General features: G+C 56.0%; 10 protein-coding genes. 1 reads left to right on the forward strand and 9 read right to left on the reverse strand.

Annotation, left to right across the window (positions count from 1 at the left end; genetic code table 11):
• On the forward strand, positions 1-257 hold a 257-nt coding region (locus tag CHB79_RS22105), incomplete at its 5' end, for a hypothetical protein (RefSeq protein ID WP_217898861.1).
• A 123-nt stretch (positions 258-380) separates the two neighbouring features.
• Here CHB79_RS22105 and pelG read toward each other — a convergent pair.
• From pelG to CHB79_RS11310, 9 genes are all read right to left on the reverse strand, one after another.
• Positions 381-1751 (reverse strand): exopolysaccharide Pel transporter PelG, encoded by a 1371-nt coding sequence (gene pelG / locus CHB79_RS11270; protein WP_089359983.1) that lies wholly within the window; start codon positions 1749-1751, stop codon positions 381-383.
• A 1-nt stretch (position 1752) separates the two neighbouring features.
• Positions 1753-3282: a GT4 family glycosyltransferase PelF gene (pelF, locus tag CHB79_RS11275; protein WP_010488198.1), complete on the reverse strand. Its 1530-nt coding sequence runs from the start codon at positions 3280-3282 to the stop codon at positions 1753-1755.
• The gene (locus CHB79_RS11280; protein ID WP_089359984.1) at positions 3279-4268 is read right to left on the reverse strand and encodes a transporter; all 990 of its coding nucleotides are present in this window, start codon (positions 4266-4268) and stop codon (positions 3279-3281) included. Before CHB79_RS11280 ends, pelF begins: the two co-directional genes overlap by 4 nt.
• Positions 4246-5625 carry a PelD GGDEF domain-containing protein gene (locus CHB79_RS11285; RefSeq protein ID WP_089359985.1) on the reverse strand — a complete coding sequence of 460 codons (1380 nt, stop codon included), beginning with the start codon at positions 5623-5625 and terminating at the stop codon, positions 4246-4248. Before CHB79_RS11285 ends, CHB79_RS11280 begins: the two co-directional genes overlap by 23 nt.
• Positions 5622-6140 carry a hypothetical protein gene (locus tag CHB79_RS11290; protein ID WP_010488195.1) on the reverse strand — a complete coding sequence of 173 codons (519 nt, stop codon included), beginning with the start codon at positions 6138-6140 and terminating at the stop codon, positions 5622-5624. The genes CHB79_RS11285 and CHB79_RS11290 overlap by 4 nt, the downstream gene beginning before the upstream one ends.
• A gap of 27 nt (positions 6141-6167) precedes the next feature.
• Positions 6168-9764: a tetratricopeptide repeat protein gene (locus tag CHB79_RS11295; RefSeq protein ID WP_089359986.1), complete on the reverse strand. Its 3597-nt coding sequence runs from the start codon at positions 9762-9764 to the stop codon at positions 6168-6170.
• Positions 9742-12594, reverse strand: a complete 2853-nt coding sequence (locus CHB79_RS11300) for a bifunctional glycoside hydrolase/polysaccharide deacetylase family protein (protein ID WP_425439600.1) — start codon at positions 12592-12594, stop codon at positions 9742-9744. Before CHB79_RS11300 ends, CHB79_RS11295 begins: the two co-directional genes overlap by 23 nt.
• Before the next feature lie 178 nt (positions 12595-12772).
• Complete coding sequence (locus CHB79_RS11305) at positions 12773-13996, reverse strand: CaiB/BaiF CoA transferase family protein (protein ID WP_010488194.1); 1224 nt, start codon at positions 13994-13996, stop codon at positions 12773-12775.
• Between the two features lie 78 nt (positions 13997-14074).
• Positions 14075-15253 carry an acyl-CoA dehydrogenase gene (locus CHB79_RS11310; RefSeq protein WP_089359987.1) on the reverse strand — a complete coding sequence of 393 codons (1179 nt, stop codon included), beginning with the start codon at positions 15251-15253 and terminating at the stop codon, positions 14075-14077.
• Positions 15254-15347: the final 94 nt, after the last annotated feature.

The raw sequence follows: 15347 nt of genomic DNA on the forward strand, positions 1-15347 counted from the left end.
TCATTTACTGTCAAGCTGTTTTTCGAAGTTCTTTTCCGAAGAAAACCGTTTCTACTCAACCACTTGCGCTTCCGATCAAACCAGCTTCTCGTCAGCGGGAGGCGCATTCTACAGCGTTCAAACTCGCTGTCAACACCTCTTTTTCTACCGCTTCCGATCACCTGGGCGATCACTCCAAAGGCCATTCAAAACACCCTTCAGAGCCCGGCGCATTCTACACAGCTTTCGCTGCTTTGCAACCCCTCTTTTTAAGCTAACCTCTTGTTTTCCAAGAAGTTTTCCGAGAGGTCTGCGCCGGAAGAGGTGCGCATTATAGGCACCTCAGATTTGCCGTCAAGGGTTTATTTGAATCTAATCCCGAAAATCTGCAAACCCGCTTATCAGCGGCTTAGCATAAAGGTTTCGTACTCAAGGTCATCAAGCGAGCTTGATAGCCGCCCGAGGGCCAGCAGCACGCAAACCAGCAGGGACAGGGTGAAGCCATATCCGAAGAAGCTCGGCCCCATATAGATGCTCAATATAGTCAGCGCGGCGTTGAGCACAACAAACAGGATGCATAGCTCAAGCACTATGGCGCGCTTGTCTAGATAGAAGAAGACGTTAAGCAGGGCCATGAAGACAACCTGGATGCTCACGCCGATCAGGTCGATATAGAACAAGGGCAGGTAATGGCTGGACATGCCCAACCATTCAAGCAGTTGTGGCGCGAACAAGAACAGCAAGGTCACAGTGACGCCCTGCACCTTGCAGATCTCCAGCAGGCCTTGGCGGATAGATAGAATCATCTGCTCTTTTAGCTGGCCAATATGCTGCAGGGTCTCGCCCCCGCGGATGGCCACATACAAGCGCTCGTTCCATTCGGCAAAATCAGTTTCAATCCGCACCAGGAACACCGCCATGCCGGGAATAATCGCCAGGTAAGCGAGAAAGATCGGCAAGTCATACAGAATCGAGGCACGCAATGGCCCGATGACCTGGCCAGAGGTCGCGGGCGTGTACCAGAAGATAAACTTGTCGATCCACACCCCAAGGTTGTAGCAAAGCCCCGTGACCAACAGGCTGTAGAACACTTGCTGACGCTTGAAGAAGTCAAAGGCGACCAACTGTTTGGCCGGGTACTCACGCAAAATATCGAACAGGTACATAAAGAGTAGGCTGGCGTGACCAATTAGGAAGGCCAGCAGCAAGCCCTCCATTTTCAGGAAGCGCAGCAGCAGGGCACAGAGCACCATCAGCGAATAGCCCGCCAGCATCACCAGCAATATCCGATTGTAGGCCTTCATCCCGGACAGAAAGGTAATGACCAGCCACAGGTTGCACAGCACTACGAAATTGGACACAACCAGCAGGCGGTAGGTAAAGGACTCATCAAATAGCGTCGCCAGCAGCACGAAGCCCAGGAAGCCTGCACCTATAGTGACGACTAACAGCATGCCCACCAGGTTAGGCAGGATTCTGTCGTTGGCCTTTTCAAACAAACGATCGGAAATAAAACGGGTAAACATCAACTGCAGGCCGCCGGTGATGATCAGCGAGCAGGCCATCAGGTAGGTTACTGTGATCAGGAACTGCCTGATGAGCAGTTCGGGAACCACTATACCCAGGCTGAGCACACCAATCATCATCACGCTCAGGATCGACAGCACCCACGGGCCGGAGCCGATCAACCCCGCATAGACATAGGCACGCAATGTCGATGTATAAGAGTCTCGCGAGAGAATCTTGCGCAGTTCAAATCCAATGCCAGCCATTTTATTGGGCCTCCATGGCAATAGCATCGTGATAAAGGGTGCGATAGCGCTGCAGCATCAGTGTCTCTGTGTAATAAGTATTGACCCGTTTCAAGCCAACTGACTGGGCCTGGTGCCAGCGGGTTGAATCACTGAGCAGACTGACAATAGCCCGCGATGTCGCTTGAGGGTCGGCAATGGCCACCACCTCGCCAGCACACCCTAATGCCCGGTCTTCGCCCTCTGCGCCCTCGATCAACTCACGACATGAGCCAACATCACTGCTGACAACCGGGGTACCGGCCGCCCAGGCCTCAAGAATCACCAATGGCTGGGCCTCACTGATTGATGTCAGGACCATCATGCCCAGCTCCGGCAACAACTCGCGGATATTGCGATAACCCAGGAACTTCACCTTGTCCTGCAAACCCAGGCTGACCACCAGGCTATGGCATTCGCTGGCGTATTCCGGATCTTCTTCCTCTGGCCCCACAATCCAGCCTTCGGCTTCAGGTATGGCACTGACCACGCCACGCATCGCGCGGATGAATGTCTTGACGTCCTTGATAGGGACAACCCGCCCAATCAAACCCACTATTGGCGGGATTCCTGGCGGGCGCTGTTCAATGGCATTGCTCCAAACATCCATTGCAATACCATTGGGAATAACCCGGGCTCGCTGCGGATCGGCACCATCGGCCAGTTGACGCTGGCGATTGCCTTCATATAAAGCCGTAATCGGGTTGGCAGAGCGATATGCCAGCAAGCCAATGCGCTCAAAGAACCGAATCCACAAGCGCCTGACGTAGTTGACCTCCGAGTCGATACCGGTCTTCAACGCTTCGTCCGGGCTATCGGAGATCCAACTGGCCTGTGCCAGGTCAATCTTGCGCTCCTTGGTGTAGATGCCGTGCTCACTCAATACATAGGCGCAATTCCAGCGCGACTGCAAGATGCTGCCCAGCAGCCCGGCATACCCCGTGGAAATCGAGTGCAGTGCGCGAGCACGTGGCATGCGCATTGCCGCTTCACACAGCATCATCAATGGCGCCTGCATGGTGCGCAGCGTCCAGAAATAATTGACGAATGAAGGATCGCTGCAATGGTTGGTGTAGCCTTCGGTGACGGCATCCCAACTGGCGCGACTGTGCAGCACATCGTCTAATGTCACCTCACCTGCTGCGAGAATCTCGAGCACCTGCTCACCCTGCTCGGCAAGGGGCTCAGCCGGGTGATGAAAAAACTCGTGCAAGGCATTGATCTCGGCTCGTGGGCCTTCACGCTTGGCCGACATGACTGCACGACCAGCCGTCCATGAGCTTTCCAGAAAATGCTCTTCGATATGCACCACATTTGGCGGAATAGCATATTGGCGCTTGGTGTAAGCGCTTTGCTGCCCACCAATGAAGAACACCGAGAAAGTCAGCTCAGGCAGACCAAGTATCAGTTGATTAACCCAACTGGAAACCCCTCCGCGCACATAGGGCCAAGTGCCCTCAAGCAACAGGCATACATCGGCAATTGGCGCTGTATTCAGCGGTTTAGTCGTCATAACCAATATCTCGCCAGCGCGCCAAAAGGTGGACGCGCCAAGGCTTCGCTAGACAGTTGGGACAAGTACAGGGGGACCTCATCATAGCGCCCTTGAAGGAATGCAATCTCAGCCTTGAAGGGGGCAATTTTTTCTTGAGCAAGACCGGCAGCCTTGGCCGCCGATAGATGACTACGCGCCTCCTCCAACAACCCTTGCTCCATGGCAATGCGTGCCGCCAACAGGTGCATGTCGTCGCCCGCGCCAAGGCTCAGGCCACGCTCGACATGCTCACGCGCCTGGTTGAGCACATGTTCGAGCACACTGCCTTGCGCCAAGCCCATATAGGCCAACTCCCAGTACCAGCGCGCCAGAGTCGAATGCAGGGCCGAGTGCTGTGCCTGGGGTGCGGTTTGCAGTTGATTAAGGGTTTTCTCGATTCGCTGGTTGATCTGGCTCTCTTGCTGATCGAGCATCGAATACGCCAGCAAACGTACGTCGTCGGCCGGGTCGCGCAATGCCAACTTGAGAATAGGGATAGAGTCCTTGCCATTCATGCGACGCGTAGCCATCAGGGCCATGGTGCGACGTTCAGGGCTGGGCGCATGGCGCAATACATCCTGCAAACCACCATCATTGAACATCAGGTCACGACCAAGCTCCTGGGCACGAAACGGCAGCTCTGGCACATCCATTGAGTTCAACACCTGCGGCTTTGCTCGACGCGGCAGGTAAAGCGCAGGAAATACCGCCAGGATTACGCCCAGGGTGCCAAGAATGGGGATGAAGAAAGCCAGGCTGAACAGCACCAGCGGACTCCAGGGCAGCGGGAACTTATATCGGCGTGGCAGCAATAACCACACGCCTGCACTGAGCATTACACTCGCCAGGCCATGCGCGGAGACATAGAGCAGCGTGGCCTCGACCGTGGATAGGTTATCGAGCAAAGCAGCAAAGCTGCTCAGTTCGAAAAGCGCCGCCCCGCTAAATAGCCACTTGCTGATCATTGATCCCACACTCATTGAACAGAAAACGCCGCAGGCCTTCACTCCCGCCCTGACCATCGATGTCGAACTCGCGAACCTGTAGCCCCAGCGATTCGAAACTCTGATCCAGGCCAAAGCGCTCATGGATAATATTATTGAGTCGTGTCAGGTAGCCTTGACCGCCATCTGCAGATGTCAGCGGCAACAGCACCAGCACACACTCGTTGCCGCGCTCGTTAGTCGTCAGCAGTTGCACATCCAGACCGCGTCGACTGTCTTGGATCAGGCGCAGCAATGCAGCGCGATGCTCACTCGGGCTGGCCTCGATAACAAAGATGTGCGCTTCAAGGTCGTGCTCGACAGCATCATTGATCGAACGCTTGAGCTGCAGGGTGAAATCCTGTGCGTCCATGTCGGTTAGCTGCAAGGTTTGCGCATCGGTTTGCAGCAAGTCGGCAATGTGCCCACACAGGATCATCAGCAGGCTCAACACACGCTGGGTAAAGGAGAAGAAAGGCATCTGCTCAACCGCCAGCAAGGCCAAAATCCGACCTTCGGTGTCCATCAGCGGAATACAAACCTGATATTGCGAATGCTGGCGATGCTCGCCACGCTCCATCAATTCTTCGCGCACACTGATCAATTGGCCTTGCGCCAGGCATTGCTTGACCAGCAGATCATCGGCCAGCATGGGTCGCACTTCCCCCATGCTACTCAGTGGCTCGAGCACCACTGTCTTGCTTTCATTGACCAAATGCAGGCTGGCAACACGGAACGAGCCATATTGCGCGAGCAAGGTCAGGATGGATTCGGCCAGCACCGAAATGCCCAAGCTTTCGCGTGGCAACTCACGCATTTTTGCCCGCAGCCCCAGAAGCGAACTGCGCAAGCTCTGGTCGTTACCGGCAACACGCTTTTCCAGGCGATCATGGGAGATGCGCAGGATGTAATGAGCCCGGGTAAATTCATCGAGACGCAGTTGGCGATACTCATTGGCCAGGTCAAGCCGCTCAAGGCGCCGCTCCCAGATGTCGCGAAACTCGCCAATCAGCATTGCACTGATCAGCACGCCAACGATAAAGGATACCGGCAACTCCTGGTAAAGCCCCAGGCCACTGGCCCGATAAGCAAAGAGCGCGGCAACAATAATCAGCGCACTGATCAAGCCACGCATGAAGCCGTAACGAATCGCCATCAATAGTGGCGCCAGAATCAGCCATGGAAACGAGCCGTGCACCAACAACGGATCAGCCGGTGACAGCCAATAACCAAGCGCGACCGCAACCACGCTGATTAACAGGGTTTCGATCCAGGAGACATGACCACTGGCGCGAGGCGCCAGGGCAAAGTCCTTGTGAGCAGACTCAGTTGCCATCATTCAACCTGTAATTCGCCGACCAGCTCACGCAGGACTTTTTGGGTGGTGCCAGCCAGGCTTTCGCGTGACCAGCCCGCGCGTGCACCGCTGTTGCTCCAGAGCACGCGACCTGTTGCAGGCTCGATAACCTGCAGGCTCAGGCCTACAGCGGGCTCGCCATCAAGGCCACTTTTGTACTGCCACTCCTCAACGCTGCCGCTGATGACGTAATCCAGACCTTCTTTACGGGCCCAGTTAAGCGCCTCGTCAAGACGTGCACGGTCATCCAGCAACGGCAATTCACTTTGCGTGCTCGCCGGATACAAGCGAGGGTGCAGCCCCTCTTCGTTCAACACACTGAGCAAGATCTGCTCACTGCGCTGCCCGGCTTGCGGCGCTTGGGAATAATTGACCAAAGGCAAAACGCCCCACTGCGCGGCACGCGGGAACACCTGGCCATCAGGCGTGGTGAAACTTGAACAACCCGCTACCGCGACAACCACGGCCAACAAGGCCAGCTTTCGAATACTCAACATTGTCAGTTCCTCCATTTAAACCTGTTTTCAGCGCCCAAATCGGGTGCTGTAAGTAATTGCTGCGGTGCCACCCGACTCGCCATCGCCGTTTTGCGGAGCCGATTGATAACCCATGGAAAATGCCAGCTCGTCATCGCCGACCACTTCCATGCCCAGGCCGGTGCTGATGCCGTAATTGACCTCTTGATCAACCCACTGCCAGCCTGCCTGCATATCCACGAACCAGGTGTATTGCGGGTGACTGCGATTCAATGAGCCAGGCAGACCGCGTTGCCAACTGGTGCCGAAGTACAGCTGGCCGTAACGCTCCTCAAGAAGGGTTTCAGGCGTCGCACCTTCAACATCCAGCGCGCCACCAGGTAAACCGGGAGCATTTCCCCTGGCCGTAGAAGTCAGCAGATCATTAGGCAAGGTGTTTTCCAGGCTGTTGCTCTGGTAATCCACACCGGTTCGCAGCACCCAGGCCGGGCCGGCAAAAAACAGTGTGTGGTTGTATTCCAGGCTGTATTTCTGGCCCGAACCTATGTCATCGCCCTGGCGGGTCTGGTAATACTGCTGGCCGATAGACCAGGCAATCTGGTCACGTGCAGTCAGGTTGTGTTGCCCGCCCAGCGTCAGGCCGTCACGCATGCCCAATGCCCGTAGCAAACCACTTTCGTCAGCCTCGCGATGAACGTCGAGATCGACTCGCAGCAAGTCACGCGAGGTCAGCCGCAAGGTGCGGAACAGACCGAAACCATAGCGGTCCTCATCGTCGCGCCAGCTTCCATCCAGTTCAAAACCGAGAACTCCGTTGTCCATAGTCCGTTGCAATTGCAACTCGGCATTGCGCTCATTGCCGATAACACTTTCATCGAGACTATCCGAGTCGTAACGGCCGTCGAATAAATCAAGCCGCGCATACCAGTCATCGGTGATATTACGGGCAATCGCCCCGCGGGCACCTTGCAACTTCAGCCCACCGAAATCTTCACTGCGCCAGCCTAACTGAGCGCCTTGCGGCGTACTTTCAATGACTCCAGCCAACATCCCGCGAAGCTGATTGCTCACTGCACTTGGATATTGATCGGACAGATGACTCAGCGCATAAGCATGGGCCTGGCCGTCCTTGCCTAACGCCGCAAGGACTTCGGTTTCTTGCAGCGGATCAAGCCCGCCTTTGTCCAGCTCTGCTTGCAGGCGGGTACGGTTGAGGGTACGTACGGCTTCGCTAAGCTGCTCATAACGCTCGAGCTTCAGGCCCTGCGCTTCTGCCCACGCCAGCCACTGGCCATTAATATCAGCCTGACCGTTAGTACTGAGTTGCGCCGTGTATTGCTCGAACCATAGTTGCAGCATCGCCTTGGAATCACCCGCCATCCTGGCAGCCTGAGCAGATGCGGCATGCTGCGACTGGGCACTGGCGAGCAGGCGCAAGTAGATGCGCAATGTATCCGGGTCTGCCGGCAGGGTTTGCGTCTGCATTTGCTTGAGCAGCTTGCTGCGCAGGCGCAAGGCGGCTTCCTGATAACCCGCGCTGTCGAGCGCATCGGCGTAACTGGCATTGGCCAACAAGTCATCTGGATTGGCCTGCAGATAAAGCTTCAGCCAGGCCAGCGCACGCTCAGTCCGATTGAGCATCAAATTAGCACTGGCAAACGGCAACCACATGATGCCATCGGCCCGTGCAATGGACTGCCACTTATTCAGCGCACGCTCGATATCTTCATGTCGCCCCTGATCAATGTAGAGCCAGAGTAACTGTTGACGGTAAATATTCTCGGTGGGGAACCGCTTGAGTGCCTGTGCATATATACGCTCAGCCTTGGCTAGGTCGCCTGCACGAATGGCCAGTTGAGCACGGGCATTCCATAGCACCTGAAGGTTCTCTGTGCCTGGCACTTTTTCAGCGCTGGCTACCAACGCAGCATACTGCTCCCAGTCACCCAGCTTTTCAGCCAAGTCCAAGGCACTGGCCAATCGCTCGGGCCTGTGTCGCGCATTCCAGAAAGACACCGCCAATGCCAAGGCTTTTACCGGGTCGACCTTTTGATAAATATTCAGTAATTGCTCACGCTCGGAACTGTACAGCGGCTCATTAAGGGCCAAGAGTTGCTCAAACGAATATTGAGTATCTTGGTCGTTGGCCGTGGCCCACGCCAGCTCAGCCCTTAGCCGCCAATATTCTGGATCGGTAATCTTCTCGGCGTGAGCGTTCTTTGCCGTGAGAACCTGCCAGGCAGCTTGTTCGTCAAAGAGTTTCCAGTGCGCGTGAGCCCAACTGACTCGTTCACTGGTCGATATTCCGAAACGCTTGTCCAACTGGGCCCAGATCTGAGTTTCGGCCTTGAATTGCTGGGTCCGCTCAAGCAATTGCTGCAATCGCAACCAGCCCAGTTCCTGCCCGGGATGTGCCTTTGTATAGCGGCGCAACCATTGCTCTTCTTCCTCGGGCTCACCAAGGGACTCATAGCTGTACACCAGCGAATCAATCTCTTCCGGCGTCAGCTCGCGCATATCCCCCAGCTCGACCAGCAAGGGGATTGCTCGGTCGAACTCAAACAGCTGGGCCGCCAGACGCCAGGCGTGCTCACGAACTTGCGGGTCTTCCTTCAGCGCCAACAAGCGCTCCCAGTAGTCGAGCGCGCCAATCGATTGTCCAACCCACTCACCCAACTTGCCCATGGTGGAAAGCAATTCGGGATTATCTGGATCTTCAGCGACCAACAACTGACCCAGCGGCCAGGCAGCGGCAATGTTGCCCGAGGCCATATGTAGATCGAACTCAGCCTTGATTGCACGTTTGTCATTGGGTTCCTGCTCACGCCACAGAGCGACAAACTGTTCGGCCAGGTCATATCGATTACTGCCCAAGGCAGCGTGGAAGCCTTCATCCAGCAGTTCCGAGTCGTGACCACTCAGGGCATCCATGTGCTCGCTGAGAAAAATCGCAGCCGCATCATCTTGATTGGCGCCTCGCAGGGCCAACACCGTTTGATAGATCAGGTCGAGGCGCTTTTGCGGGTCCTTTTCATCATCAAGCAATAGCTTGTATACCTCAGCTGCGCGCCCTGGCTCAGAGCCTGCCATAAACCATTTCGCCGCCTGGTCTAACCACAGGGCCTTCTTCTCCGGCTGACGCACTGCCAACTCATCATAGATCGACGCTGCAACGGCAGGCGCGCCTAAAGCAAGGGCATAACTGGCCTCACGCTTAAGCTGCTCATCACTGAGCTTGATGCGCGGCAAGGCCTCTATTCGCGCAACCAGTGCGGCCTTTGCGGACGCATCGACACCCTCGGTTTTGGCCAGTGCCTCCAGAGTATCGAGCTCCAACTCGAAGAAGCCCTTCAGATCAGGGGCCGTCACCGGCAGCTCATTGATATGTCGACGCGCAGCGTCATAACTGCCCAGTTCGATAAGTTGCCCGATGAGCTTTTCACGCAGCTCCTGGTTCTCTGGATCAGCCTTGAGCAATAACTCTGCGTAATTGACCGAGACGGCATCAGGTTTATTGTCGTCCGGCAAAAATGCATCTTTACCCGAAAAACTGACAACCAATAGCGTGCCGACCAGTATGGCGATCAGCAGAAGAACCCAGGGGCTAAGCAGGCGAGTCTTTTTAACGACAGGTGAGCTGCGCATCGTTCACCTGTGTTTTATCGATATTGAACTGCCAAAGGCCATCAACCGCCTTGGCGACATAACGCTTGCCTGCAACCTCAAGTGAGCACGCCGAGCTGGCGCGAACACTGAATTGCAGTGGAAATTGCCCGGCGAATGACACCCGCACCTTCTTGTCATCCTGGTATACCCAGCCAGTCAGCGGGATATTGGCTTCTTCGAGCGACGGCCGGGGGTCGCGCGTCTTGCGCAACGCCAGGATGGGAAAATCGCTACTGAAATGCACGTAACGCCCTTGCGGCAAATCCCTGACACCGGCAACACCTTTGGACGCGCCCAAATCAGGCCAACCCATTGCCGGATCAATACGCACGGTGCGTAGCTTGTTCAACCCGCGAAATTGCCAAGCGCCATCTGCACGCTGAGCCATGCTGGTTTCATACAGGCCGCGCATACGCGGAATGTAATCGCTCATCCACAGCGATATCGGATGCTCGGCCTGCATCGACCGATAGATCTCGCCCATGACCTTGATCGAAGCCTGCTTGGTTCCTGAGTAGAAGTGGTAGTACAGGTGCAATCCACGCAGGCGTCTTGGTTTGTCAGTCAAGGCAAAGGTTTGCATGACATCACGGAAGCCGTAGTACGGACCATGCCAGAGGTTGGTGTAGACGTTCTCGTTGATAACTGGCGCGTAAAACTGCACGCCACCGGCGCTGGGCTTGATCAAGGGGTAGAGATTGGTCACCGAAGGAAATGCATTGGTCAACGCCGTGTTGCCACCATTAACGTTGGCCAGCCCCTTGTCATACGCCAGCTTGATGGTGGCAGCGTCAGGGATGGCATCACCAGACCAGAAAATCATCTTAACCGGCTTATCCGGCGTGGTTAGCCGCTGGTTGATGTAGTCCGTGGAGCCGATCACCTCACGCTTGAAGTCAATCTTCTTGTACCCCGGAATCTGCATCATAAAGCCGTATTCAGGGTCAAAGCCCTCACCCTGGCTAGCCTCTTCGGGCCGCCAGAAAAACGGATGACTAAAAGTGTGAGTGGCCACTTCAACCTTGTCTTCGGCAAATATCTTGCGCGCAATAGGCTCCAGTTCGCGTGACAGATGCGGGTACATGCCTTTTGGCCCGACTTCGCCTTCGATAACCGAAACCGAGGTTAAAAAGTCATGGGGCTTGATAAAGCTGTTGAGCACTTCAGTACCGGCATAAGGACTGCCCGGCACCTCGGCACGCGAGACAAAGCCATCGCCATCGATATGCACGGTTGCTACACGCCTGCCGTTCTCTGTGGTTACATCCGGGCGCGGCATGGTTTCAAGTTTCAGTGCGCGCTGCAAAAAGGCAAAGGGATCAACAATCCAGCGCATTTGGTCAGGAATGGTTTCAAGCACGAACGGGCTTAGCACAAAGCCGCCCCAGTCGCCCAAGGCGACTGGGGTATAAAGCTCGCCATTGTCATTTACAGTCAATGCTGGCTTGGGCCCATCAACCAATGCAGTCACCGCCGAGAACTCGCGGGTGCGCATCTTCAACGGCGCCTCAAAACTACCCAGCAAGGTTTTGTCAAAGCTGACAATCTTGGCATCCTTGCTTAAATCCACGGTATTTAGCTGCATACCAAGCCGGCGCAGAAGTTGTGGATCGGAAATCGGCAAACCCTTGAAAATAGCCAGGGGCACCTGCTCATCAAGCCGCTGATTGATCCACTTATTGAATACGCTGGCTTGCGTCGGTGGCCCGGTGTTCATCCAGGTGATGATTCCGGCATAAAGGCCAGCGGCTGGAATATCAGGCAAATCGTCAGCGGCAAAATAATCCACACGATACCCCAGGTACTCCAGCAACCCACCGAGCACATTGAAGCCAGTTGCACGATAAAGTGCCCCTTCACGCAAGTCATAAATCAACGCGATTCTGCGTGGCTTTACCTCAATTGAACTGATGCCCAGGTAGTTGAGATCGGGCATGGTCACGAACGGAATAAAGCCTTCGCTTTGCAATTGCTTGGCGAGTTTGCGCGCGTCCGCGCGGCGTTCGGCGGGCAGGTAGTCAATGGCAACCAGCGGTATACCCTGCTCACGCAGGGGCTTGAGATGGCCCTCAAGCCACTCACGATCACTGGCAGGCACGTCACGGTAACTGCGCTTGGATGGGTTCCAACCGGCATGGATTGACTCCACAGCAACGGCAGCCGCTACACCTGGCAGCTCGGGGAGCACTTCAAAACCGCGATTGAAGAACAGTTTGAGATCGGGCTCTTGCCTGGCCAACTGCTTGAGAAAGTCGCGCAAGGCAATACGCTCCGCCTCTTGCTGGTCCTTGGGCAGGAGCTGGAAACTATCAAGAGTGTCGAGAAACAGCCCGCTATAGCCCTGGGCCTTGAGCGCTTTTGCCCGTTGCAGCAGATGCTTACGCCAGACGTCGGAGCTGAGTCGCATGACCTGGCTTTGCCAAGCATCGTTGCGGGTAGGGCTGGCACCGCGCTGCAGGCCTTGGTTTTGGATCTGGCTCAGATCGCCATCGAATTCGCCCACGGAAAGATAGGCAAAAGGCTGGGAGCCCTGATCGCGCAGGTACTTAACATCCTTATCGCTCAGGTGCGCAGGCTCGACCACACTCCAGTCAAACTGGGCGAGCTCGGCCAGCGGGGGCGAAACCGCATACCAGAACACCACGCTTTTAGGGGCTTGCGGCTGGGCAAGCGCCATGCCTGAGACCAGCAGGCAACAGCACATAAGCAAGTGCTGGGACTTGGCCTTCAGAATGAGGATCGAACGAAGCAGTGATGAAAAGAATGAGACGGTCAAAACAACTGCTGATCGAATACTGCAAAATCTAATCATCTACAGCCCTGTAGGAGTAATCCGTCTAAAAGGAATAAGATTAGGCGGTATTTTCCGAGGCGTGAAATTAAATTAAAAATTTGTTGTCTAAGGCACCCTTCAATAATTGGGCGCCATTATATTGACATTAGCCCGTCCTGCTCGGACTGCAAGCACGGACAGCTCAAAAGCCTTGCTACAGCACCGCACCATCACGCAATTGCGCTATTTCGGCATGACTTAACCCCAGCCAGCGCTGCAGCACCTGATCGGTGTGCTCGCCCAACAACGGCGGCGCATTTCGATATTGCACCGGCGTCTCGGACAACCTTATCGGGCTCGCAACCTGCGGCACCGAACCTGCCAGCGCGTGGGGCAACTCAATCTGTAGCTGGCGCGCCATCACCTGCGGGTCAGCAAACACCTGCTCAATATCATTGACCGGCCCACAGGGAACCCCTGCCTGCTCCAGATCCCCAACCCATTGTGCGGTTGTCTTGAACACCGTGACCTGGCGTATCAGCGGGATCAGCTCCGTCCGGTGCGCGACTCTAGCCTGATTGGTCGCAAAGCGCGAGTCATCAGCCCATTCAGGCTTGCCAGCAACCTCACAAAACTTCTTGAACTGCCGGTCATTACCCACCGTCAGGATGAAATCACCGTCTGCTGTCGGGAAATCCTGGTAGGGCACGATATTGGGATGAGCATTGCCCAAACGCTTTGGCGCCATGCCAGTTGCAAGGTAGTTCATCGCCTGATTGGCCAGGCATGCCACCTGAACATCAAGCAGCGCCATATCAATGTGCTGCCCCTTTCCCGTCTCACCGCGACTGGCCAGGGCAGCCAGGATCGCCGAGGTGGAATACAGCCCAGTCAGGATATCGGTCAAGGCCACCCCGACTTTGACCGGCCCGGCACCCGGCTGGTCATCCGCCCGCCCGGTCAAGCTCATCAAACCGCCCAGCCCCTGGATCATAAAATCATAGCCCGCACGCTTGGCATAAGGCCCGGTTTGCCCAAAGCCGGTGATAGAGCAGTAGATCAGGCGCGGATTGAGTGCCTTGAGGCTCGCATAATCAAGACCATAGGCAGCCAGGCCGCCCACCTTGAAGTTCTCAATCAATACATCGGACTTGGCCGCCAGCTCACGAACCAATTGCTGGCCGCGAGGCTGGGTGAAGTCAATGGTGACCGACTGCTTGTTGCGGTTGGCGCTCAGGTAGTACGCCGCCTCCGAGGTATCTTCGCCGGCCGCATCCTGCAAGAAGGGAGGCCCCCAATGACGGGTATCGTCACCCACGCCCGGGCGCTCGACCTTGATGACCTCGGCCCCAAGGTCAGCGAGTATCTGCCCCGCCCAGGGGCCAGCCAGCACACGGGACAGATCAAGAACACGCAGATGCGACAGAGCACCGGACATAACAGACTCCGAAATTGAGACAAGGCACAACGGAAACAGAAGGGCGAGACCTTGCCGGCCCGGCCCTCGGATCGCGAATCAGAAGAACGCCTGGATACCAGTCTGCGCACGCCCAAGTATCAGCGCATGTACATCATGGGTACCTTCGTAGGTGTTGACCACCTCCAGATTGACCAGGTGCCGGGCCACACCAAATTCATCGCTGATGCCGTTGCCGCCGAGCATGTCACGCGCCATGCGCGCAATCTCCAGCGACTTGCCGCAACTGTTGCGCTTCATGATCGATGTGATTTCGACGGCAGCAGTGCCTTCGTCCTTCATACGCCCCAGGCGCAGGCAGCCTTGCAATGCCAGGGTGATCTCAGTCTGCATATCGGCAAGTTTCTTCTGCACCAACTGCGTTGCAGCCAGCGGACGACCGAACTGCTGGCGATCCAGGGTGTACTGGCGAGCGGTGTGCCAGCAGAACTCAGCCGCCCCCAAGGCGCCCCAACTGATGCCATAACGTGCTGAATTAAGGCATGTGAACGGGCCTTTAAGACCGCGCACATCTGGAAAGGCATTCACTTCAGGCACAAACACATTGTCCATCACGATCTCACCAGTGATCGAAGCGCGCAGTCCGACCTTGCCGTGAATCGCCGGAGTGCTCAGGCCTTCCCAGCCTTTCTCCAGGACAAAACCGCGGATCTCACCGGCATCATCCTTGGCCCAGACCACAAAGACATCGGCAATCGGGCTGTTGGTAATCCACATTTTGCTGCCACTCAAACGATAACCGCCCTCAACGGCACGAGCACGGGTGATCATCGACCCAGGATCCGAACCATGGTTCGGTTCGGTCAGGCCAAAGCAACCGATGTATTCGCCACTGGCCAGCTTGGGCAGGTACTTCTGCCGGGTTTCTTCATTGCCAAACTCGTAGATGGGCACCATGACCAAGGAGGACTGCACGCTCATCATTGAGCGATATCCCGAATCAATTCGCTCGACCTCACGGGCGATCAAGCCATAGCTCACATAATTGAGGCCACTGCCGCCATAGGCTTCGGGAATGGTTGCACCGAGCAGCCCGGTTTCGCCCATTTCACGGAAAATAGCCGGGTCGGTTTGCTCATTACGGAAAGCTTCGAGCACCCGCGGAGCAAGCTTGTCATTGGCAAACTGCTGGGCGCTATCACGCACCATGCGCTCTTCTTCAGTGAGCTGTTGATCCAGCAGCAGGGGGTCAATCCAGTTAAAGCTTGCCTTGGCCATCGGGTAATCCTCTGTTCAGCGCGGGAGCAACAAGGCGCTCCCCAAATGATCGTGTGGATTGATCCTAGCCCCGCCAAGCACAGGAGACAAACGA

The organism is Pseudomonas segetis, assembly GCF_900188155.1.
GTDB classification, from domain to species: Bacteria; Pseudomonadota; Gammaproteobacteria; order Pseudomonadales; family Pseudomonadaceae; genus Aquipseudomonas; species Aquipseudomonas segetis.